Origin of the sequence: Agrobacterium salinitolerans (genome assembly GCF_002008225.1) — a bacterium.
Taxonomy (GTDB): domain Bacteria; phylum Pseudomonadota; class Alphaproteobacteria; order Rhizobiales; family Rhizobiaceae; genus Agrobacterium; species Agrobacterium salinitolerans.
Genome location: NZ_MRDH01000039.1, coordinates 112,413 through 135,853, shown reverse-complemented (window position 1 = coordinate 135,853; position 23,441 = coordinate 112,413). Strand labels below are relative to the sequence as shown.

Genomic DNA, 23,441 nt, shown 5'->3' with positions numbered 1-23,441 from the left:
TATCCTTTATGAAAACGTTGATTCGATTGCTGAAATGGCTGGGCTACGCTGCTTTATGCGGCGTGGTGCTGGTGTTGCTTGCGGTTCTGTTCGTCGGTTTCACGCCGATGGGCGCGAGAATTGCCGCAAAGCAGATTTCATCGCTCGTTTCCACACCCGATCAGGTAATCAATATTTCTCCCCCGAGCGGCCTTTTGACCGGCCGCCTGCGGCTCGACAATGTCACTCTTTCAGACCGGCAGGGACCCTATGCGCGCGTGAACCAGATCGCCGTCGACTGGTCGCCGCTTTCGCTGCTTGCCGGCACCTTCCATGCCGACCGCGTCTCGGCCGGATCGATCGATGTCGAGCGCAAACCGCTTGCGGCGGAGCAGACATCGACCAAAAGCTCCGGTAACTCCTCGTTGCCGATCGAAATCGCCGTAGACAATTTCAGTCTTCCCGATATCAGCCTTGGCACGCCGCTTCTCGGCCGTCCCTTCGACCTGAACGCGGAAGGCAGTTTGACGGCTGCGCACGACGATATGCGGCTATCGCTCACCGCCCATCGGCTCAATGCGCCGGATGCGGAGGTGAATGCCGACATCGCCTTCCTTCCGAATGAAAACGTCCTGAAGCTGAAAGCGGAGATGAAGGAGCCCGAAGGCGGTCTTCTCGCCACGCTGCTTTCGCTTCCCGGAACACCTGCGGTGGCGATAGACCTCAACGGCGAAGGCCCGCTTTCCAACTGGACAGGAACGCTGCGCGGCAATGTCGCCGGCAACCAAGTCGTCAACGTCACCGGCCGCCATCTTCTTGCTGATGATGGCACCCGCCGTATCGAAATTGCAGGCGGTGGTCAGCCCGATCTGCTTCTGCCTCCGGCCTTCCGCCAGCTTTTTGCCGGCGAGACAAAGCTCGACGCAAACGCCGCGCTTTCCCCGCAGGGCCGCATCGAAATCGGCAGCAGCACGCTGGAGACCGGCACCCTGCTGTTGACGGCGTCAGGCACGGTCGATCCGAACGGTCAGAACGATCTCGCCGCCAATCTCATCGGCACCGCCGGCCCCGTGGATTTTCGCTGGCCGCTGGAGAATGGCGAGGTTCAGGCCCTCATCAACGGCCTCGATCTTTCCCTCAAAGGTGGCGCAGACGCCGCGCATCTCAACACGACGGTATCGTTGCGCAGCCTTTCCCTGCCGCAAGGCAGGCTCGATGACGTCAAGCTGACGGCCGAGAGCGCCGATCTCAACATCGCCAACCGCAGCGGCACGATCGCGACGGTCCTGTCCGTGGCGCAATCCTCCTTCGTCAGCCCCGATATCGACCGGCTGGTGCGGGCGCCCCTCACCGTCAAGGCGCCGCTCGGCCTCACCTCTTCCGCCATAGGCTTTGATGGCGCGACGCTGGAAAGCGCCAGTGTCGGCGGAACGCTGAACGGCAGTTTCGATCTCACCAGCAATCGCCTGACCTCCAGCGTGCAGCTCTTCGCGCTGCCCGCCACCCTTCCACCGGTTCTCGCGGAAAAGTTCGACACCACCATCGCCCTCCAGGGCGATGTCGACGTGACCATCGGCGGACGCACCAGCCTTGAAAACCTCGTCGTCAAGTCGGGAACGATCGAAGCAACCGGCAATGTCGGCCTCGAAAACGATACATTGAGCGCCAGCCTGACGGGTAAATTTCCCGCTCTTGAAAAACTAACGCCACAGGCGAAGGGCGTCGCCGATTTTGCAATCGAGGCCAGCGGCGCGCTGGCAGCACCGGATTTCAACGTCACTCTGAGTTCCGAAAGCGCAATTCTTGCCGGACGAACACTCGAATCGCTGAAGGTCAATGCAACGGGCAAGGCCGATCCCGCCGCGCCTCAGGCAAAGCTCACCGCCAGCGGCAGTCTCGACCGACAGAAGATCGACGCCAATGCCGATGTGGTGCAGACCGAAAACGGCACGGCTATCCCCGAGCTGCACGTGGCAGTGGGACGGAATATCTTGAACGGACAGCTGCAATTCTCGCAGCAATTCCTGCCATCGGGCAATCTCTCCTTCAATTTCCCCGACCTTGCCCTTCTCGCCGCCCTCGCCGCGCAGCAGGCGGACGGCGATATTGCTGGCGATATCGCCCTGAGCAACGCCAATGGCCGGATCGCCGCAACGATCAAGGCCAATGGCGGCAGCATCCGTCAGGGCACAACAACGATCTCCAAGCTCGCCGCCGATATTTCCATCGATGACCTTCAGGCTCTCGCCATCAATGGCAAGGTCAGCGCCGATAGCGTCAATGCCGGCACCGCCGCTATATCAGGCCTGAATGCCACCATCGGCCATTCCGGCACCACGACGCAGTTCGACGTCAACGGCCGTTACGACAACGCGCCACTGGTGGTGAAGGGCAGCGCCGAGACCGGCGGATCGCCGATGACGGTGCGCGTCGACGCCTTTTCGGCCGCCCCCAAGGGCATTGCGGTTCGCCTTGAAAAACCGAGCACCATCGCCATCCAGAACGGCACGGCCCGCATCTCCGATCTGACCGTCATCACGGGTGAAGGACGCGTCGAGGTCAACGGCACCGCCGGGTCGACGCTCGACATCAATGCCGATATCCGTTCGCTGCCCGCCAGTCTCGCAAATGCCTTCGCCGCCGGGCTGGATGCGGCAGGCAGCATCTCCGGCACGGTGACGGCCAAGGGAGAAGCATCGAACCCCGCGGTCGAATACAATCTGAACTGGACCAATGCCGAGGTCGCGCAGACACGCGCGGCGGGGCTCGCTGCGCTCGGCATCAAGGCGAACGGTCGTTTCGCCGGCGGCACCTTGCAGATCGACACCAATGTATCCGGCCAGGGCGGCATGTCGCTTTCCGGCGGCGGCTCGCTCGGCATCGTCGGCAATCGTCCGCTTTCCATGGCGTTTTCCGGCAGGCTGCCCTTCTCCGCCGTCGCAGCACAGACGGCAGCGCAGGGTCTTGACGTCAACGGCACGGCCGCCATCGACGTGAAGATCTCCGGTAGCGCTTCCGCACCCGTCGTTACCGGCAGCATTACCACCGATGGCACGCGCCTGACAGACGTGCGGCGGAACCTGACCATCAACGATCTGGGCGCCACCATCACCTTCGACCGCGACCGCGCCGTTATTTCGCGACTAACGGGCAAGCTGGCGGGCGGCGGCACGATCTCGGGAACCGGCAGCGTCGGCATAGCCGGTGGCTCAGGTTTCCCCGGCGATATATCGATTACTCTTAATCGTGCCGGTTATAATGACGGCACGCTGGTGACAACGGTGGTAAGCGGCACGCTGACGCTGAAAGGCCCGCTGCTGAATTCCCCCGTACTGGGCGGCAACCTGACACTGGACAGAAGCGCCATCACCATTCCGGAAAAACTTCCGGCCTCGCTGACGGAAATCGATGTCAAGCACAAGAACGCCCCCCCGAAGGTACGCGCTCAGGCCAAGGCGCTCGGAGCCGATCAGGGCGGCAGCGGCAGTTCGTCCACCATCAATCTCGATTTGCAGGTGAACGCACCGAGCGGTATCTTCGTGCGCGGACGCGGTATTGATGCGGAACTGACCGGCAGTCTGACCATCCGTGGTACGGCAGCCGTTCCTGTCATCTCGGGCGGCTTTGAAATGCGTCGCGGCCGGTTGGAAATCCTCACCCGCCGCCTCGATTTCACGACCGGCAATATCACCTTCGGCGGGGGCCTCGTTCCGGTTCTCGATATGAAGGCAGACTCGACGGTGGGCTCGACCACGGTCACTGTGTCGGTGTCCGGCAACGCCAATGATCCGGCCTTTGCTTTCTCCTCCGCGCCCGCCTTGCCGCAGGATGAAGTTATGGCGCAACTGATCTTCGGCCAGTCCATGTCGAAACTCTCGGCTTTGCAGATCGCAAGGCTGGCCGATGCAGCCGCACAGTTGGCCGGCGGACGTTCCACTTCGCTGTTTGACAAGCTCAGAAGCAATCTCGGTGTCGACGACCTCGATATTTCGACCGATTCCGAAGGGCAGGCCCGCGTTTCCGCCGGTAAATATCTCAACGAAAGAACGTATCTCGAGCTGCAGCAAAGCGGCGAATCCGGCGCAAAAGCCATCATCAACCTCGATGTCGGGCGGGGCGTGAAGCTGCGCGGAGAAGCGGGCGGCAATGGCGAAGGCGCAGCCGGCATATTTTACGAGAAGGAGTATTAGCATTTCCACTAAGAGGGCGTAACGATTTGACGCCCGGACAATGCGCAAAATATTCTAGGGTCGCTTCGCATTTAGGTTTGCGAAACCATCTCATGCTACGAATCATCCATTGAAGACGGAAATATTGTTTCCGGCTGTTCAGGCACCAGGCAGAACGCCGAATCCGCATATGCAAGTGTCGGTGCACTTGCGCCGGCCTCCACAGCGAGCATTGGGAAGAATTCTGATGGCAATGATTAACTCTACCAATTTTGGCGGTGAGACGCTCGAGATCATCGCATTCCGCCTGCATGATCAGGAATTCTGCGTGAAGACGACGACCATACGCGAAATTCGCGGCTGGGCTCCTTCCACGCCCATTCCCCATGCGCCGAAAGACGTCATCGGCGTCATGAACCTGCGCGGGTCTGTCATTCCGATCATCGATCTGGCTCACAAGCTCGGTATGAAGAGCACCGTCGCCAATGAAAGAAGCGCGATTGTGGTGGCGGAAGTGCACAACATGGTCATCGGCATGCTCGTCGACCGCGTTTCCGACATTTTGACGATCCCGGCAAATCAGGTTCAGCCGGTTCCGGAGATCTCGGCCTCTTTCGACAAGTCCTATTCGGAAGGCATCATCGCCAACGAACACGGCATGATCTGCTTCCTCAATCTTGCGAAAATGTTCAAGGGAACAGAAGCGGAAGATCTCGCGGCCTAATAAGGCTTTTTCGTCTGGCCTCGCCGCACGAAGACTATCTATAAATCCAGGCCGCCGGAGCACCCGCCCGGCGGTTTTGTTTTTCTTCTTTACCTCGTTTCATCAAATAAGAACATTTTAATATTATGGATGTCTAATATTACGGACCCTAGATCAGTGTCGCGCCATTACGCATATAAGGCGAACCCGATACCTGACCGAGGCGGAAAGACGGAAGTGCCTGCCTTGCTGCCTTCGGCGGCAAAACCTGTTCATTGTTCAACATGATTCGATGTGGACCGCATGTCCTGTGCGCCACGCCGCGTTGTGGACCGATTTTGGGGGACGTATAATGCTGGGGTTAGGGAAAAGCGCAGATAACAGAAATATGCTCGACGCGATATCCAGATCGCAGGCGGTCATAGAATTTGATCTCAAGGGTAACATCCTCACCGCGAATAAAAACTTCTGCGCGGCGCTGGGTTATGATCTCACCGAGATCGTCGGCAAGCATCATCGCATCTTCTGCGACAGCGAGCTTGCCGGGTCGCGGGCTTATCAGGAATTCTGGGACTCTCTCGCCCGTGGCGAGTTCCAGGCAAAGGAATATCGCCGTGTCCGCAAGGACGGATCGGTTATCTGGATCGAGGCCTCTTACAACCCGGTTTTCCGTTCGGGCAAACCCTATAAGGTCGTGAAGATCGCCACCGACATCACCGCCAAGAAGATCAGGGCCGTGGACGACGCGGGCAAACTGGAGGCGCTCTCCCGTTCGCAGGCCACAATCGAGTTTTTTCCGGATGGCACCATCATCACCGCAAACCCGAATTTCTGCGCAACGGTGAATTATGACCTCAAGGAAATCGAGGGCAGGCACCACCGCATGTTCTGCGATCCGGACTATGCCGCCTCACCCGCCTACGGTAATTTCTGGCAGCGGCTGGCAGCAGGGGAGTTCATCTCGGATGAATTTGTCCGCTATGGAAAGAACGGCAAGGAAATATGGATACAGGCTGCCTATAATCCGGTGATGGACGAAGCCGGTAAGGTGGTGAAAGTGGTGAAATTCGCCACCGATGTCACGCCGCGCATGAGCGCCATTAGTGTGCTTGCAGATGCTCTGCGGGCGCTGGCCGAAGGCGATCTTGTGCAACGCCTCGACAGCAGCTTCGTACCCAGCATGGAAAAGCTGCGCGCGGATTTCAACGAAGTCGTCGCCAAGCTGCAGGCCACCATGCAGACCATCGCCCATAATGCTTCGACAATCGCCTCAGGCTCCGGGGAAATCCGCATCGCCGCCGATCAGCTTTCGCAGCGCACGGAACAGCAGGCCGCTTCACTCGAAGAGACGGCGGCCGCGCTAGAAGAAATCACCACCACCGTTACCGATGCCAGCCAGCGCGCCGGCGAGGCCGGAAAGCTGGTGTTGCGGACGAGAGAACATGCCGAACATTCCGGAGAAATCGTCCAGCAGGCAATTTCTGCCATGGACGCGATTTCGCGTTCCTCGGGCGAAATCACCAACATCATCGGCGTCATCGACGACATCGCTTTCCAGACCAATCTTCTGGCTCTGAATGCAGGCGTTGAAGCCGCCCGGGCGGGCGAAGCGGGCAAAGGCTTCGCCGTCGTGGCGCAGGAGGTCCGCGAACTCGCGCAGCGATCCGCCGTTGCGGCCAAGGAAATCAAGTCTCTCATCAACACGTCACGCGAACAGGTCGCCAATGGCGTTGATCTGGTGGGCAGAACCGGCGGCGCGCTCAGGGATATCCAGTCCCAAATGAGCGAGATCGACACCAATGTCTCGGCCATCGTTGAAGCTTCCCGCGAACAGTCAAGCGGCCTCAGGGAAATCAATCAGGCCGTCAACATCATGGATCAGGCTACCCAGAAGAACGCCGCCATGGTGGAGGAAACCACTGCCGCCAGCCATGGACTCGCAAATGAGGCGGAAATCCTGCACGAACTGCTGCGGCAGTTCAGAATATCGCATGAGGCATCGGCACTAACCGCCCGCCCGGCCGACAAAAAGCCCGCCCCTGTCACCCGGCTCCCGACACCGCAGCCGCGATACGCCGCCGCGCCAAGGTCTCACGGAAACGCAGCCGCCGAATGGGCGGAATTCTAGGCCCGCTCTGAAGCCAAGGGTCGCCGGGAAACGGCGGCCTCAATCTTTATAGAATGATACGATCCGCCCGGGTGAAGATTTCAAAATCTTCACCCCGCACCAGCGCCACAAGTGTGATACCCGAACTCTGCGCCGTTTCAATGGCAAGCGCAGTGGGCGCGGAGATCGCCGCCAGAATCGGGCTGCCAAGGATGGCTGTCTTCTGGACCATTTCCACCGACAGTCGGCTGGTGACCACCACAATACCCCTATCGGGCGATTGGTCCGCATTAACGACCGCACCTGCGAGCTTGTCGAGCGCATTGTGGCGGCCGACATCTTCGCGCACAGCAAGCAGCCCTTTTTTAGGATTGTAGAAACCCGCGCCGTGAACTGCTCTCGTTTCGCGATTGAGGTTTTGCGCTTCATTCAGCGCTTTCACCGCGGCGACGATGTCATCACCGTCAACGGAGACGTCCACGTCGCTCAATTCCGGTACCACACGAACCGCTTGCTCTATGGATTCGATACCACAAAGACCGCAGCCGACAGGGCCTGCCATATGCCGCCTTCTTGCCCTCAACGCATCCGCATTGGCATCCTGCAAATCCACCTGAACATCGAAGCCCTGCCCCGCCTCGATCACCTCGATGGAACGGATTTCCGCCCTTGTGGATATGATGCCTTCCGTAAGACTGAAACCGACCGCGAAATCGACAAGGTCGGCCGGGCTGGCCATCATCACGGCATGGGTGCTGCCGCCATAGGAAAAGGCAACCGGCACCTCCTCGGGCACCGCCCTTTCGCCCTCCACTATGGCACCTTCGCGCAAAGCGGTTCTTGCAACCCTTCGGTAACTTGCCTTTGCCGACACGCGATCACTCCTCCATGACGAAAATCCGCCTCGTCTCGCTCAAGATACCAAAGCAGCATTTCTTCCCGGTATCACATCTAACCGAAAGCCCGGAAAATCGGAATCGATTTCCCGGATGCACCCGTTGAAGGCGCTACCCTGCCTTATCCATTTTCGGCACTGATGCGATCCCGCCAAGGCCATGCCGAAGCTCTGAGCAGGCCAACTGACGTTTTCTATGCAAGGCCAGCCATGCTTTGCCTGATATGGTGAGGAAACAGGCCAAAACAAAAAAGCGACCGAAACGGCCGCTTTCTGCTTTAGGTTTTTTGTGGGCAGTCATTCTTTCGAACCCGCCCGGTGCTTTCAAGCAGCGACGAGAACCTCATGCAGGTTCGTCAGTTCGTAAAGATGCTTTTCAAGCTTGGTCAAATGCTCGTGGTGATGATTACCCTCTTCGATTTCGGCCTTGGCCGCATCGATACGCTTCTGCAGCGTGTCGGGAGACATATCATCGGCCGAGACGGCCGATTCGGCGAGAAGCGTGCAGCCGGTCGGCAGAATATCGGCAAAACCACCGAAGACGACGTATTTGTGCGTTTCGCCAGAGGCAAACTTCACAGTCACCAGACCCGGCTTGATCGTGGTCATTGTCGGCGCATGATTGGCCAGAACCGTCATTTCACCCAGCGTAGCCGGAATGACGACTTCCGTAACCGTTTCGGAAACGAGCAGACGCTCCGGGGAAACGAGATCGAATTTGAAACTGTCAGCCATGGCTATTCACTTCTTTTCAATTACGCGGGCGTCGCAGACTTGTCTGTTACAACAAAGGCAAAGCCGTTCCGGTTTCGCCGTCATTGGCTGGAAGGCGCGCGGTTAAACCACGCGCCCGCCAATTCATTATTATGCAGCTTCGCCAGCCAGCTTCTTTGCCTTTTCGATGGCTTCTTCCATCGAACCGACCATGTAGAAGGCAGCTTCCGGCAGATTGTCGTATTCGCCGTTGACGAGGCCCTTGAAGCCCTTGATCGTGTCTTCGAGAGCAACCAGCTTGCCCGGAGAACCGGTGAAGACTTCAGCAACGAAGAACGGCTGCGACAGGAAGCGTTCGATCTTGCGGGCGCGGGCAACCGTCAGCTTGTCTTCTTCCGACAGTTCATCCATGCCGAGGATGGCGATGATGTCCTGAAGAGACTTGTAGCGCTGCAGGGTCGACTGAACCTTACGGGCCACTTCATAGTGCTCTTCGCCGACGATCATTGGGTCCAGCATGCGCGAGGTGGAGTCGAGCGGGTCAACGGCCGGGTAGATGCCCTTTTCAGCGATCGAACGAGACAGAACCGTCGTTGCGTCCAGGTGGGCGAACGAGGTGGCCGGAGCCGGATCGGTCAAGTCGTCGGCGGGGACGTAAATAGCCTGAACCGAGGTGATCGAACCCTTGGTCGTGGTGGTGATGCGTTCCTGCATCTGACCCATGTCGGTTGCGAGCGTCGGCTGATAACCAACGGCCGAAGGAATACGACCGAGAAGAGCCGACACTTCCGAACCAGCCTGCGTGAAGCGGAAGATGTTGTCCACGAAGAACAGAACGTCCTGACCTTCATCACGGAAGTTCTCAGCGATCGTCAGACCGGTCAGAGCGACGCGAGCGCGGGCGCCCGGCGGTTCGTTCATCTGGCCGTAAACGAGAGCTGCCTTGGAACCTTCGCCGCCGCCAAGCTTGTTGACGTTGGACTCAATCATTTCGTGGTAGAGGTCGTTACCTTCACGGGTACGCTCACCAACGCCGGCGAATACGGAATAACCGCCGTGTGCCTTAGCAACGTTGTTGATAAGTTCCATGATGAGAACGGTCTTGCCAACGCCGGCGCCGCCGAACAGGCCGATCTTACCGCCCTTGGCGTAAGGAGCCAGAAGGTCGACCACCTTGATGCCGGTGACGAGGATCTGTGCTTCGGTCGACTGCTCGACGTAAGCAGGGGCGTCCTGGTGGATAGCGCGCTTGGAAGCGGTCACGATCGGACCAGCTTCGTCAACCGGCTCACCGATAACGTTCATGATGCGGCCGAGTGTTTCCGGACCAACCGGAACCGAGATCGGAGCGCCTGTGTTCGAAACGCTCTGGCCGCGAACAAGACCTTCGGTCGAGTCCATGGCGATCGTGCGAACGACGTTTTCACCGAGGTGCTGCGCGACTTCGAGAACCAGGCGGTTGCCGTTGTTCTCGGTTTCGAGCGCGTTCAGGATCGGAGGCAGTTCGCCTTCGAACGCCACGTCGACAACAGCGCCGATAACCTGGGTAACCTTGCCCGCGCCGTTCACCGCTGCGGTTTTCTTGGGGGTAGCTGCCTTAGCCATTATCCTTACCCTCTTTCCTTACCTCAGAGCGCTTCCGCGCCCGAAATGATTTCAATGAGTTCCTTGGTGATCTGAGCCTGACGCTGACGGTTGTAGGAAAGCGTCAGCTTGTTGATCATCTCACCGGCATTGCGCGTTGCGTTATCCATCGCGCTCATCTTGGCGCCCATTTCACCGGCAACGTTTTCGAGCAGAGCCCGGAAAACCTGAACCGAAATGTTGCGCGGAATAAGGTCTTCCAGAATAGAAGCCGCATCCGGCTCATATTCATAGACGGCGCTCTGCGTCGCGGCATCCTCTTCCACAACAGGCGTTGCGGCGGGAATGAGCTGCAGGCCGGTCGGGATCTGGCTGATGACGGACTTGAATTCCGAATAGATCAGCGTGCAGACGTCGAACTCACCGGCGTTGAAGAGCGAGATCACCTTCTTGGCGATCTGGTCGGCATTTTCAAAACCGACCTTCTTCACGTCGCGCAGTTCGATGCGCTCGATGACGTTGGCTGCAAATTCGCGACGCAGGGCGTCGTACCCCTTTTTGCCAACCGTGATGATCTTGACCGTCTTGCCTTCCGAAATCAGCTTGCGGGCGTGATCGCGGGCAAAACGGGCGATTTGCGAGTTGAAACCGCCGCAAAGACCACGCTCAGCCGTGCAGACGACGAGCAGATGCACATCGTCCTTGCCGGTGCCGGTCATCAGCGCCGGAGCCACGTCCGCCTCGACCGCATTCGCGATGTTGGCAAGAACGGCGCTCATGCGCTGAGAATAAGGCCGGGCGGCCTCCGCAGCTTCCTGGGCGCGCCGAAGCTTCGCCGCGGCGACCATTTTCATCGCCTTGGTAATCTTCTGCGTCGCCTTTACGGAGGCAATGCGGTTTTTCAGATCCTTTAGTGAAGGCATCCGTTATCCGTCCGAGTAAAAGAGCCCTGATTTAAGAGAAAGACTTGGCGAAGTTATCAAGAGCGCCCTTGAGCTTGCCCTTGGTATCGTCGCTGATAGCCTTTTCCGTGCGGATGGTGTCGAGGATCGCCTTGCCTTCCGACCGGAGGTAGGAGAGCAGACCCTGCTCGAACTTGCCGACCTGCGCGACTGCAACCTTGTCAAGGTAACCGTTGACGCCGGCAAAGATCACCGCAACCTGTTCTTCCGTCTTGAGCGGCGAGAACTGCGGCTGCTTCAGAAGTTCGGTCAGGCGTGCACCGCGGTTCAGCAGGCGCTGCGTCGAAGCATCGAGGTCCGAACCGAACTGGGCGAAGGCTGCCATTTCGCGATACTGGGCGAGTTCACCCTTGATCGAACCGGCAACCTGCTTCATCGCCTTGATCTGGGCGGCAGAGCCAACGCGCGAAACCGACAGACCGACGTTAACGGCCGGGCGGATACCCTGATAGAACAGGTCGGTTTCAAGGAAGATCTGGCCGTCGGTGATCGAGATCACGTTGGTCGGAATGAACGCCGAAACGTCGTTACCCTGGGTTTCGATGACCGGCAGAGCCGTCAGCGAGCCAGCGCCCATTTCGTCGGAGAGCTTCGCAGCGCGCTCAAGAAGACGGGAGTGGAGGTAGAAAACGTCGCCCGGATAAGCTTCACGGCCCGGAGGACGGCGCAGCAGCAGCGACATCTGACGGTAAGCAACAGCCTGCTTGGAAAGGTCGTCGTAACCGATGAGAGCATGCTTGCCGTTGTCACGGAAGTACTCGCCCATGGCGCAACCGGCAAACGGTGCCAGATACTGCATCGGAGCCGGATCGGAAGCGGTGGCGGCGACGATGATCGAGTACTGCAGCGCGCCGCGCTCTTCCAGAACCTTGACGAACTGGGCAACGGTCGAACGCTTCTGACCAATAGCGACGTAGACGCAATAAAGCTTGTCGCCGTCAGGACCATTGTCGTGAATGGCCTTCTGGTTCAGGATCGTGTCGAGAATGATGGCGGTCTTGCCGGTCTGGCGGTCGCCGATGACGAGCTCGCGCTGGCCGCGACCAACCGGGATGAGTGCGTCGATGGCCTTGAGGCCGGTCGACATCGGCTCATGAACCGACTTGCGCGGAATGATGCCGGGAGCCTTGACGTCAACGCGCGAACGTTTGGCGGCATTGATCGGGCCCTTACCGTCGATCGGATTGCCGAGCGCGTCAACGACGCGGCCGAGCAGTTCCGGACCAACGGGAACGTCAACGATAGCGCCAGTCCGCTTTACGGTGTCGCCTTCCTTGATGTCACGGTCGGAACCGAAGATAACCACGCCGACATTGTCGGCTTCGAGGTTGAGCGCCATGCCGCGGATGCCGCCCGGAAACTCGACCATTTCGCCGGCCTGAACATTGTCGAGACCGTAAACGCGAGCGATACCGTCACCGACGGAAAGCACTTGGCCGACTTCCGAGACTTCCGCCTCGTTGCCGAAATTTTTGATTTGATCTTTCAGAATTGCGGAAATTTCCGCGGCGCGGATATCCATCAGCCAACCTCTTTCAGTGCAAGCTTAAGGGTGGAAAGTTTGGTGCGAAGAGACGTATCGATCTGGCGGGAGCCGACCTTGACGATCAGACCACCGAGGATCGACGGGTCGACGGTAACGGAAATCGTCACATCCTTGCCGGTAACGCTCTTCAGCGCCGCTTTCAGTTCAGTTTCCTGCGCCTCGTCGAGCGCATGTGCCGAGGTGACCTCGGCGGTGATTTCGCCGCGATGGGCGGCAGCGATGGTGCGGTAGGCGCGGATCATGCCGGGAACAGCGAAGAGACGGCGATTATTCGCAACAACCTTGAGGAAATTCAGAGCGAGACCGGAGATACCGGCCTTTTCGCAGATAGCGGCGATTGCCTTGAACTGATCCTCGGCGGAGAACACCGGGCTCGCAACCAGACGCTTCAAATCGTCGCTTTCGTCGAGAAGCGCACCAAACTTGTCCAGTTCGACCTGAACCGCTTCGACCGCACCCGCTTCCAAAGCAAGCTCGAAAAGCGACGACGCATACCTTTCCGCTACACCGGATGTTCCATGGGAGGTGTCTGCCACGGGCACTTTTTCCCTGCTAATCGTCCAAGACCATCAGCGATGGGGCTCCACCGCATCAAATTCTTGAAATCGTTTCAATTTCCCCGAAAAAGACCGGAATTCCCCCCTGCCTTTTCCCAATTTCGCGGTCCGTCTAGCATAGGACGCCGGGACTCGCAACACGCGTAATAGCGGAAAGCGCCGTTTGGGCAAGGGGGAATGCGTTTAAATTTTCCGATTTCGCTCAGGATGCGGCGCATCTGCGGCACAAAAGCCAAAAAGCCCGCCTCAGACCAGCCCGAAGACGTAGCTCAACGGCAGCGCAGCGAGCAGAAAGTGCACAACCAGAAGTATGAAATTCCGCATGGTTGCGCCGCCATCGGAGAGTATGGAGAGAATGCCGCCAAAGACACTGAGGCCGAAAGCCGCACCAAAGGCGAGATAGACCATGGGCTGCGCGAGAAGCAGGGCGGCGGCGCCGAGACCGAGATAGAACCCGGCAAGCGACGAGCGCGCGAGCGTATAACCATCGCGGCGCTCACCCGCTGGCTGCAGCCCGAAGGCACGCAGCGTAATACCCGGTGCAAACATAAAAAAAAGGCCCATCATGGCCGAAACTACTGCCGCTCCGAAGGCCAGCTGCTCGCCGAACTCGGCGGGAAAATAAAACTCCATCTCGTTCCCCAAATCATCTTTGATTGCCTGCTGTGTTATGACACGGTCATGACAACGGGAAAACGCCCCGTCGGCGAGTTTCAAAGGAAACTTTGCGGGTCGATATCGAGCTGCACATGCACGCTGCCGCGCTCTTTCGGGCCATTGGTCAGAAGCGTTCGCAGAAAAGACTGCATGTCGGAATTGCGACGCCCGTGCACGAGGAGGCGGAAACGGTGGCGTCCGCGGATGAGAGCCAGCGGCGCTTCCGCCGGGCCGAGCAGCACGATGCCCGTAACTTGCGGCGCGGCCGCCCTTAAACCCCGTGCATGGGTTTCGGCCTCTGCACGCGTATCGGCGGAAACGATGACGGAGGCAAGGCGTCCGAAGGGGGGCAGGACAGCCTTTTCCCGCTCCACGATCTCTCTTTCATAGAAAGCCGAAGCATCACCCGAAACGATGGCCTGCATGACCGGATGCTGCGGCTGATAGGTTTGCAGCAAGCCATGGCTCTTCAAACCGGTTCGCCCGGCGCGTCCCGTCACCTGTGAAAGCAGCTGGAAGGTTCGCTCCGCCGCGCGCGGATCGCCATTGGCAAGGCCGAGATCGGCATCGACGATGCCGACAAGCGTCAGCAGCGGAAAATTATGTCCCTTGGCGACCAGCTGCGTGCCGATGACGATATCCGCCTCACCTTTAACAATCGCCTCCAGCTCCAGCCGCAACCGCTTGACGCCCATGAGATCGGAGGAGAGCACGATGGTGCGGGCCTCAGGGAAATGTTTCTCCACCTCCTCGGCAATGCGCTCCACGCCGGGGCCGCAAGCCACCAGATGATCCAAGGTGCCGCATTCCGGGCAATGATCGGGCGTTGGCTCATTATGGCCGCACTGATGGCACTGCAATTGATTGCGAAACCGGTGCTCCACCAGCCAGCTGGAACATTGCGGGCACTGGAAACGGTGACCGCAGACGCGGCAGAGCGTGAGCGGCGCATAACCGCGGCGATTGAGGAAGAGCAGCGCCTGCTCGCCCTTTTCGATGGTCTTGCCGATGCCGCGCAGCAGGACGGGTGAGAGAAACCCTCCCCGCTCGGGCGGGTGGCGGCGCATATCGACAAGATGCAGGTCCGGCATCGCTGCATCGCCGAAACGTGTATGCAGGTGAATGGTGTTATAACGCCCGGAACTACCATTAACCTGGCTTTCGACCGACGGTGTGGCAGACACCAATACCACCGGGAATTCTGCGATCCGCGCCCTTACCACCGCCATGTCGCGGGCATTATAAAAGACACGATCTTCCTGCTTGTAAGCCGGGTCGTGCTCTTCATCGACAACGATGAGACCGAGATTGTCGAACGGCAGGAAAAGCGCCGAACGTGCCCCAGCCACCACCTTAACTTCACCAGTGACGGCCTGCCGCCAGACCTTCTCGCGCATCCGCGGCGACAAGTCCGAATGCCATTCCGCCGGTTTCGCGCCGAAACGATCCTGAAAACGCTCCAGAAACGCCGCCGTCAACGCGATTTCGGGCAGCAGGATGAGAACCTGCCTGCCCTGACGGAGCGTCTCGGCCACCGCCTCGAAATAAACCTCGGTCTTGCCAGAACCTGTGACACCGTCGATCAGCGAAACATGAAATCCGCCCTTGCGCACATCTTCCAGTATCTCCGAAGCCGCCTGTTTCTGTGGGCCTTCCAGGCGCGGCTCGACATAGTCTGGATCGGGTTCAGCCACCACAGGCGGCGCGGGCAGAAACACCGTCTCGAACACGCCCTGCTTGACGAGACCGTCGATGACGCTTGTCGAAACGCCGGCGGCATGGGCGAGCCCGCTCTTCGTCCAGCCTTGGCCTTCGGCCGCCAGCTCCATCACCCGCTCACGGGCGGGGGTGAGGCGCTCCGGCCGCCCCTCCGTCAGCCGCAGCCCCTCGATCATCGGTTCGGGATCGAAGGCAGCGGGCGCGCGCAGCGCCATGCGCGCCACGAGGCCGGGCGGAGACAGCGTATAGGCGGCAACCCAATCCACGAAGCGGCGCATTTCCGCCTTCAGCGGCGGGCACTCGAAACTCTTGGTGATGGGCCGCAGCTTCTTCGGATCGACACCTTTCTCGCCCGCATCGTCCCAGACCACGCCGAAGACCTGCCGGGGACCGAGCGGCACCTGCACGACGGAACCCGTCTCCACCACCATATCCTCAGGCACAGAGTAGCTGTATGGCCCGGGCGCCGGCATGGGCACGAGAACGGGCACCGTGCGCGTGGGCGACGGCGGGTCGAACAGAGCCCCAAACAGATCGGACGAATCTTTTGCCATGATGTGGCGACCATGCCCCGACGACAGGAAAAAGGAAACCGCCCGGATGTAGTGGGCGCGCCTTGCAAAGTCCACCTCTTAACCAAATGCTGACCATAAGCGTATAGCATAGAGCCATGGAATGGAGCGCCGCGTGACCGAAATCCTGACATTTGCCCAACCCGATCTCCTCGCCGAGCGCGAGGCCTGGCTGACGGCACTTGCCGGTGAACGCCGCCTTTCCGACAATACCGTCGAGGCCTATGAGCGCGATACCCGTCAGTTCCTGACCTTCCTGACCGGGTATATCGGCAAACCAGCCTCCGTAACCGATATAGCGGATTTGCGCCCGGTCGATCTTCGCGCCTTTCTGGCCAACCGGCGCAAGGAAGGCGCCGGCGCACGTTCGCTCGGACGGCATCTGGCAGGCCTGCGCTCCCTGCTTCAGTACCTGCAGAAAAAAGGCCTGGTGAATGCCGCCGGTGCCACTGCCATGCGCGCGCCAAAACAGCCCAAATCGCTACCGAAACCGCTGACCGACCGGCAGGCGCTGAAAATCACCACGAGTGAAGCGCAACTGAACGACGAACCATGGATCGCCGCCCGCAACGCAACGGTCCTTTCACTGCTTTATGGCTGCGGTCTGCGCATTTCCGAGGCGCTTGGTCTTACCCCGGCCGATTTCCCGTCCGGCGCCCGCAGCCTGCGCATTACCGGCAAAGGCAACAAGACGCGGATTGTGCCCCTGCTGGCAGTGGTGACGGAAGCAGTCGATACCTACAGGAAGCTTTGCCCCTATGCCCTCTCGTCGGATGAACCCCTCTTCCTCGGCGCGCGCGGCGGCAAGCTGCAACCCGCCATCATCCAGCGGGAAATGCAGAAGCTGCGGGGTGCTTTCGGCCTGCCGGAAAACGCCACACCGCATGCGCTACGCCACTCCTTCGCCACGCACCTTCTCGCCGGCGGCGGCGACCTTCGCACCATTCAGGAACTGCTGGGCCATGCGAGCCTGTCCACCACACAAGTCTATACCGGCGTCGACACCGCGAGGCTGCTGGAAATCTACGACAACGCCCATCCGCGCGCATGAAGCACGAAATGGTTAACCATAACCATTAACCAGACATCCAAGCCGCCGTTCTATAAGCGAACGACAACCGGATTGAACCGATGAATAGCCTGATAAAACCGCAAAACTTCACCGCCACCCTGATGGGTAAGACCGGCGACACCCTGCTCTGGCTGCTGGCCGCCCTGCACGTCACCGCCGTCGCCATCCTGCTCATGACCCTGCTGTCGCTCAGTGAAGCGGAAGCCGCGCAGCAGCAGATCGCCTGCACCGGCAGCGACATTCTCGTGGAAATGCGCAAGACTGATCCACAAGCCTTCGCAAAGATCGAACAGGAAGCGACAGCTATCCCGAACGGCAAGGGCAATTTCTGGCGCATCGAAAAGGCCGGAACGCCCACGTCCTATCTTCTCGGCACCATGCATGTCACCGATCCGCGTGTTCTGGAAATGCCAACCGCTGCCAGCCCGGCCTTCGAAAAGGCCGCGACTGTCATCGTGGAATCGGACGAAATCGTCGATGACAAGAAGGTCGCCGCCTCGCTGCTGAGCAAGCCTGAACTCACCATGTTTCTGGATGGCAAATCGATCACCGATATCCTCTCACCGGAAAATGTCACGCGTCTGGAAAAGGGCCTCAAGGAACGCGGCATTCCGTTGAACGCCGTTTCACGCATGAAGCCGTGGATGCTTTCGAGCTTCGTCGCCCTTCCCGCCTGTGAATTCGCCCGTAAGGCCACTGGCCTTTCCTTTCTCGACAAGAAGCTGGCGGAAGACGCCATTGCGGACGGAAAACACCTTGTCGGGCTGGAGACCATGGTGGAGCAGCTGACGGCGATGTCGGAGCTGCCGATGGAATTTCATCTTCAGGCGCTGATCGAAACGCTCGAACTGGGCGATCGGATGGATGACATCATGACAACCATGACCGATCTCTACGTCGCCGGCGATATCGGCATGACCATGCCCATGCTGAAAAGCCTGAACCCCAAGAAGGCAGCGGCAGAAAGCGAACAGGGCTACGCCGCCTTCGAACAGCGCATCATCACCGACCGCAACCATGTCATGGCGGAGCGGGCCACACCAGAACTTGCCAGGGGCAATGTTTTCATGGCCGTTGGCGCACTGCATCTGCCGGGCGAGGAAGGTCTTGTCGAATTGCTGCGCGCGGAAGGCTTCACCCTCACGCGGGTCGATTGACCGGCTCATTCCCGATGCTGACGGGCCGGACATTGGCGCAGAACGGCCGCATCGTCGCCGGCACGATGCGGCGGTGAAACGGTCCCACGACAAGAAGATAAAGCCGCCCGAACAGGTTCTTGCGCCTGACGATGGTGGTGACACTCACCAGCTGGCGGTTTTCTTTCTCTTCGAGATCGACGACGATCCGGAAATCCAGATGGCGGTCATCGAAGCCGAGCACAGTCCGCTGTGGCGTGGATGACAGGACGGGAAAACCGCCTGTCGATGTGCCAGCCGCGATTTCTACCATTCTCAATCCGAAAAGCGCTACCACGCGGTTTCGAAGCGCCATTAGGCTGCGGATCCACGGCGGAGGATGATCGAGAAGCAGTCTGCTCACATCGAGCGACGTTATGCCCGTCTTCATCATCTCGCCCTGAAAGCGATCACACCAATCGGCGCCCGGCAATATGTCTTCGCTGTTTCGCATCTCTGTCCCCCAGCCGCCCGTTGCGGCAAGGGCCACCATCGTCTTTTTCCGGCGAACCGAAAACGTGACAAACCGCCGCTCAACCGTGTGTCATGCGCTTGAGAATATTGGTACGCCAGTAGAGCTGGTGAACCAGAACGGCGGCGACATGGCCGGCAATCAGCACCCACATCACAGCCTTGAAGGGACCGGAATGCAACTCTCCTGCCGTTGCGATACCGAAGTAATAAGCAGCGATGCCGGAAAGCGGCAGAATGAAGAACAGGACATAGAAGGTGAAATGAGCCACCTTGGCGGCAATCTGCGACACACGCGGTTCTTCAGCCGGATGCGGCGGCACGCCTTGGAAAAAGCGAAGACAGAGACGCAGTACCGCAAGCAACAGAATGGCAAAGCCGACATAGGCATGAATATTGGCCGAAGAAATCTGATCCGGTGTCAACGTCTCACCCCGCCGCATCAGCCGGTAGGCGTGCTCCATGCCATCGGGAAACAACAGGTTGAAGAAGATCAGAAGCGCCATCGACCAATGAATGATACGCTGCGGCATAGTGAAGGAAACTTGACTGAGAAACGCCATTTTATTGCCTTTTATCAAAAGGTTAGACAGGCTGCGGCGCGCAGTATGGAAAACCCCGGCCTGCATGGCAAGCCGGGGTTTGGCAGATGACTGGAATTTAATGATGGAGCAACGGGCTCCAAAAACCGATCAGATGTGGATCGGCTTGAAGAAGGTCGCCAGCGCCGCTTCCTTCACGGCTTCCGACATGGTCGGATGCGCATGGCAGGTGCGGCCGAGATCTTCCGAAGAACCGCCGAATTCCATCAGCACGGTGATTTCGTGGATCATCTCACCAGCGCCGAAACCAACGATATGGCCGCCGAGAACCCGGTCGGTTTCCTTGTCGGCAAGGATTTTCACGAAGCCATCCGTCACCTGCATGGCGCGGGCGCGGCCATTGGCGGTGAAGGGGAACTTGCCAACCTTGTAGGCGACGCCAGCGGCCTTCAGTTCTTCTTCGGTCTTGCCGACGGAAGCGACTTCCGGCTGCGTATAGACCACGGCCGGAATGACGTCATAATTCACATGGCCGTGCTGGCCGGCGAGAATTTCCGCAAGAGCAACGCCCTCATCTTCCGCCTTGTGTGCCAGCATCGGGCCTTTCACCACGTCACCGATTGCATAGATGCCATCGACATTGGTCTTGAAGTGGCCGTCGATTTCGACACGACCGCGACTGTCCAGCACGACGCCGGCTTCCGCGAGGCCGAGACCTTCGGTATAGGGCTTGCGGCCGGTGGAAATCAGGACGACATCAGCTTCCAGCGTTTCAGCAGCGCCGCCCTTGACCGGCTCGAATACGACCTTGGCACCGGCAGAGGTCTTTTCAACGGCCGTCACCTTGGCACCGAGCTTGAAATCGAGACCCTGTTTGGCGAGCAGACGCTGAGCCTGCTTGGAGACTTCGCTGTCCATGCCGCCGAGAATAGTGTCGAGATATTCAACGACGGTGACCTTCGCGCCAAGACGCGACCAGACCGAACCAAGCTCGAGGCCGATGACGCCACCACCAACGACGATCAGCTTTTCCGGAACCTTGGAAAGGGCGATTGCACCGGTGGAGGACACGATGACGCTTTCATCGATATCGACCTGAACACCGGGAATACCGGCAACATCCGAACCCGTGGCGATGACGATGTTCTTGGCTTCGATTTCCTGTGTCTCGCCCTTGTCATTGGTGACGGCGACCTTACCGGCGGAAACAACCTTGCCCGTGCCCTGAAAGGCATCGATCTTGTTCTTCTTGAACAGGAAGGCAACGCCATCGACATTGGCTTTCACCACGCCGTCCTTGTGCCCCATCATCTTCTCGAGGTTCAGCTTCGGAGCGGCGACTTCGATACCAAGCGAATCGACACCATGAGCAACGTGGGCAAAGGTTTCGGACGCGTGCAGCAGGGCCTTGGAAGGAATGCAGCCGACATTGAGGCAGGTGCCGCCATAGGTCGCGCGCTTTTCGATCACTGCGACCTTCAGGCCAAGCTGTGCCGCCTTGACCGCGCAAACATAACCGCCGGGACCCGTACCGATTACAACTACATCATATGCCATGTTCTGGTTCCTGCTTTATTGGGACAAGATATCGGATCATTGCCCAGCTTCCATTTGACCTGAAACTCAGGCCGCTTTTTCCGTTGCGAGTTTTATACCAAGAGCGATGAAGACAACACCGCTGGTGCGGTCGATCCATTGGCTGGCGCGCTGAAACGCGGCGCGCATGCGCGGCGTTGTCATGAACAGGCTGACGCCGACGAACCACAGGATAAGGCAGCTCGCCATGACGAGCCCGTATCCGAATTTGATGGTAACCGGCGTATGCGCATGAACCACCGTCGAAAAGATCGACAGGAAGAAAAACACCGGCTTTGGGTTGAGTGCGTTTGCGGCAAAACCAAGTGTGAAGGCCTTCAGCCCGGTCTGCATGCTTTTTGCTCGAACGCCGTCCTCGCCTTCAGCGGTCGGCAATTCTGTCTTGCCGGCGCGCAGCGCCTTGATGCCGATATAGATCAGATAGGCGACGCCCAGCCACTTGACGATGTTGAAGAGATAGATCGACTGGGAAATGATGAGACCAAGTCCGAGGATCGTATAGGTGACGTGGAACATCAAGGATGTGCCGACGCCGAAGCTGGTGATAATGGCCTGTTTGCGCCCATGCACCATAGCCTGACGCATGACCATCGCCAGATCGGCGCCCGGCGATACGATTGCGAAAGCGAAGATCGCCATCAGGGATGCAAGTTCGACAATATATTGATGCATCACGAGCCGCCTTCAAAACATCAGCACGATAAACATGAGCGCCAGACCAAGCATTGAGCCCAGCCAGACGAACGAGCGGATATAAGGAACGCCCGTAAGATAAAGCGGGATATAGACAACACGGCAGATCAGCCAGAGCCAGGCACCAATAAGCGCTAGGCCGGATGGGTCACCCGCCATGATAACGCCGAAAGCCAGTGCCAGAAAAGCCGGATAGGTCTCCCGGAAATTGGCAGATGCGCGCGAAGCGCGACCGGAGAGCTTACCCTGTGGCTTCTGCTCACCGTCTCTCGGACCGGCATTCCATTCACGCCCCAATTCTCTGGTCGCCGTCATCCCCTGCAACAGGACATGCACGACGAGAAGAAGAACGCTTAGACCGATAAGCGGTAAAAAAGGCGAAGCGGCAAGAAATGTCGGCTGCACGTCTGCTCTCCCGGGTGGTCTTTCAGCGGGGTTTCACTTGAAGCCCCGCTGAAACGAAAAGCAAGAGCGATCAGAGATCGAGAACCAGACGTTCCGGATCTTCGAGGCTTTCCTTGACGCGAACGAGGAAGGTCACGGCTTCCTTGCCGTCAACGATACGGTGATCGTAGGAGAGCGCGAGATACATCATCGGACGGATGACAACCTGACCGCCGATGGCGACCGGACGCTCCTGGATCTTGTGCATGCCGAGGATGCCCGACTGCGGTGCATTGAGGATCGGCGAAGACATCAGCGAGCCGTAGACGCCACCATTGGTGATGGTGAAGGTGCCGCCCTGCATGTCGGCCATGCCGAGCGAACCGTCGCGCGCTGCCTTGGCGAGGCGGCCGAGTTCCTTTTCAACGCCGGCGATGGAGAGCTGGTCGGCATCGCGGATAACCGGAACGACAAGACCCTTATCGGTGCCGACAGCCATGCCGACGTGACAATAGTTCTTGTAGATGATGTCCGTACCGTCGATTTCAGCGTTGACGGCGGGCAGTTCCTTCAGCGCGTGGGTCACGGCCTTGGTGAAGAAGCCCATGAAGCCGAGCTTAACGCCATGCTTCTTCTCGAACACGTCCTTGTAACGGTTGCGCAGGTCCATGACGGCGCTCATGTCCACCTCGTTATAGGTGGTCAGCATGGCGGCGGTGTTCTGCGCATCCTTGAGACGCTTGGCGATCGTCTGACGCAGGCGGGTCATCTTCACGCGCTCTTCGCGAACCTGATCCTGCTCGGCGGAAACCGGACGGGGAGCAGCAGCAACCGGAGTCGGAGCGGTGGCAGGTGCGGAAACGCCCTTGGCGACGGCGGCGAGAACGTCACCCTTCAGAACCTGGCCTCGCTTGCCGGAACCATCGACCTGATCGGCAGACAGGTTGTTTTCAGCCAGCAGCTTGCCAGCGGCAGGTGCCGGCGGCATAGCGCTGGCGGCAGAAGCAGCGGGAGCCGGAGCAGAGGCGGCGGCAGGCTTTGCCGGTTCGGCAGCCGGTGCCGAGGTTGCAGCGCCGGCAGCACCTTCGGCGATCTGGCCGAGAAGCGCGTCGAGACCGACGGTCTCGCCGTTCTGCGCAACGATTTCGGTGAGAACGCCGGAGGCGGGTGCCGGAACTTCGACGGTAACCTTGTCGGTTTCCAGTTCTACGAGCGGTTCGTCGGCCTTGACGGTGTCGCCGACCTTCTTGAACCAGGTGCCGACGGTCGCTTCGCTGACGGATTCGCCGAGGGTTGGTACGCGGATTTCAGTGGCCATGATCTAGTTCCGTTATTCGGGTGTCT

At 59.2% G+C, this 23,441-nt stretch carries 19 protein-coding genes; 5 read left to right on the top strand and 14 right to left on the bottom strand.

Going from position 1 to position 23,441, the window contains the following annotated elements; genetic code table 11:
• The first annotated feature begins 8 nt into the window (after positions 1 to 8).
• The 3 genes from BS627_RS23390 (at position 9) to BS627_RS23380 (ending at position 6,979) form a co-directional block, all read left to right on the top strand.
• Complete coding sequence (locus BS627_RS23390) at positions 9 to 4,169, top strand: translocation/assembly module TamB domain-containing protein (RefSeq protein ID WP_077985525.1); 4,161 nt, start codon at positions 9 to 11, stop codon at positions 4,167 to 4,169.
• A 226-nt stretch (positions 4,170 to 4,395) separates the two neighbouring features.
• Complete coding sequence (locus BS627_RS23385) at positions 4,396 to 4,872, top strand: chemotaxis protein CheW (protein WP_003504949.1); 477 nt, start codon at positions 4,396 to 4,398, stop codon at positions 4,870 to 4,872.
• Between the two features lie 331 nt (positions 4,873 to 5,203).
• Positions 5,204 to 6,979: a methyl-accepting chemotaxis protein gene (locus BS627_RS23380; RefSeq protein WP_077985524.1), complete on the top strand. Its 1,776-nt coding sequence runs from the start codon at positions 5,204 to 5,206 to the stop codon at positions 6,977 to 6,979.
• 46 nt (positions 6,980 to 7,025) lie between these two features.
• Here the strand turns inward: BS627_RS23380 and fdhD are convergent, their stop codons facing one another.
• From fdhD to BS627_RS23340, 8 genes are all read right to left on the bottom strand, one after another.
• Positions 7,026 to 7,832 (bottom strand): formate dehydrogenase accessory sulfurtransferase FdhD, encoded by an 807-nt coding sequence (fdhD, locus tag BS627_RS23375; protein WP_077985523.1) that lies wholly within the window; start codon positions 7,830 to 7,832, stop codon positions 7,026 to 7,028.
• Positions 7,833 to 8,177: 345 nt separating this feature from the next.
• Positions 8,178 to 8,588, bottom strand: a complete 411-nt coding sequence (locus tag BS627_RS23370; RefSeq protein ID WP_003492358.1) for a F0F1 ATP synthase subunit epsilon — start codon at positions 8,586 to 8,588, stop codon at positions 8,178 to 8,180.
• 129 nt (positions 8,589 to 8,717) lie between these two features.
• Positions 8,718 to 10,172, bottom strand: a complete 1,455-nt coding sequence (gene atpD / locus BS627_RS23365; RefSeq protein WP_063948353.1) for a F0F1 ATP synthase subunit beta — start codon at positions 10,170 to 10,172, stop codon at positions 8,718 to 8,720.
• A gap of 23 nt (positions 10,173 to 10,195) precedes the next feature.
• Complete coding sequence (locus BS627_RS23360; RefSeq protein ID WP_077985522.1) at positions 10,196 to 11,074, bottom strand: F0F1 ATP synthase subunit gamma; 879 nt, start codon at positions 11,072 to 11,074, stop codon at positions 10,196 to 10,198.
• Between the two features lie 31 nt (positions 11,075 to 11,105).
• Positions 11,106 to 12,635 (bottom strand): F0F1 ATP synthase subunit alpha, encoded by a 1,530-nt coding sequence (gene atpA / locus BS627_RS23355; RefSeq protein WP_077985521.1) that lies wholly within the window; start codon positions 12,633 to 12,635, stop codon positions 11,106 to 11,108.
• Complete coding sequence (locus BS627_RS23350; RefSeq protein ID WP_193600493.1) at positions 12,635 to 13,201, bottom strand: F0F1 ATP synthase subunit delta; 567 nt, start codon at positions 13,199 to 13,201, stop codon at positions 12,635 to 12,637. The genes atpA and BS627_RS23350 overlap by 1 nt, the downstream gene beginning before the upstream one ends.
• A 261-nt stretch (positions 13,202 to 13,462) precedes the next feature.
• Complete coding sequence (locus BS627_RS23345; RefSeq protein WP_077985519.1) at positions 13,463 to 13,849, bottom strand: AGROH133_08824 family phage infection protein; 387 nt, start codon at positions 13,847 to 13,849, stop codon at positions 13,463 to 13,465.
• Positions 13,850 to 13,929: 80 nt separating this feature from the next.
• Positions 13,930 to 16,146, bottom strand: coding sequence for a primosomal protein N' (locus BS627_RS23340; protein WP_077985518.1), 2,217 nt, complete (start codon positions 16,144 to 16,146; stop codon positions 13,930 to 13,932).
• Between the two features lie 121 nt (positions 16,147 to 16,267).
• Between BS627_RS23340 and BS627_RS23335 the strand changes: the two genes are divergently transcribed.
• A complete protein-coding gene (locus BS627_RS23335; protein WP_077985517.1) occupies positions 16,268 to 17,215 on the top strand; it encodes a tyrosine recombinase XerC in 948 nt (315 codons plus the stop codon).
• Between the two features lie 80 nt (positions 17,216 to 17,295).
• A complete protein-coding gene (locus BS627_RS23330) occupies positions 17,296 to 18,393 on the top strand; it encodes a TraB/GumN family protein (RefSeq protein ID WP_077985516.1) in 1,098 nt (365 codons plus the stop codon).
• On the opposite strand, the gene BS627_RS23325 is transcribed toward BS627_RS23330, so the two are convergent.
• The 6 genes from BS627_RS23325 to odhB all read right to left on the bottom strand — a co-directional run bounded on the left by BS627_RS23325 (position 18,377) and on the right by odhB (position 23,415).
• The gene (locus tag BS627_RS23325; protein ID WP_165691382.1) at positions 18,377 to 18,865 is read right to left on the bottom strand and encodes a DUF2867 domain-containing protein; all 489 of its coding nucleotides are present in this window, start codon (positions 18,863 to 18,865) and stop codon (positions 18,377 to 18,379) included. The genes BS627_RS23330 and BS627_RS23325 overlap by 17 nt on opposite strands.
• A 79-nt stretch (positions 18,866 to 18,944) precedes the next feature.
• Positions 18,945 to 19,445: a cytochrome b gene (locus tag BS627_RS23320; protein WP_077985590.1), complete on the bottom strand. Its 501-nt coding sequence runs from the start codon at positions 19,443 to 19,445 to the stop codon at positions 18,945 to 18,947.
• 129 nt (positions 19,446 to 19,574) lie between these two features.
• Positions 19,575 to 20,981, bottom strand: coding sequence for a dihydrolipoyl dehydrogenase (gene lpdA / locus BS627_RS23315; RefSeq protein WP_077985514.1), 1,407 nt, complete (start codon positions 20,979 to 20,981; stop codon positions 19,575 to 19,577).
• 66 nt (positions 20,982 to 21,047) lie between these two features.
• Positions 21,048 to 21,692, bottom strand: coding sequence for a LysE family translocator (locus BS627_RS23310; protein WP_089153285.1), 645 nt, complete (start codon positions 21,690 to 21,692; stop codon positions 21,048 to 21,050).
• 12 nt (positions 21,693 to 21,704) lie between these two features.
• Positions 21,705 to 22,118, bottom strand: a complete 414-nt coding sequence (locus BS627_RS23305; RefSeq protein ID WP_077985513.1) for an MAPEG family protein — start codon at positions 22,116 to 22,118, stop codon at positions 21,705 to 21,707.
• 70 nt (positions 22,119 to 22,188) lie between these two features.
• The gene (gene odhB / locus BS627_RS23300; protein ID WP_077985512.1) at positions 22,189 to 23,415 is read right to left on the bottom strand and encodes a 2-oxoglutarate dehydrogenase complex dihydrolipoyllysine-residue succinyltransferase; all 1,227 of its coding nucleotides are present in this window, start codon (positions 23,413 to 23,415) and stop codon (positions 22,189 to 22,191) included.
• Positions 23,416 to 23,441 lie beyond the last annotated feature (26 nt).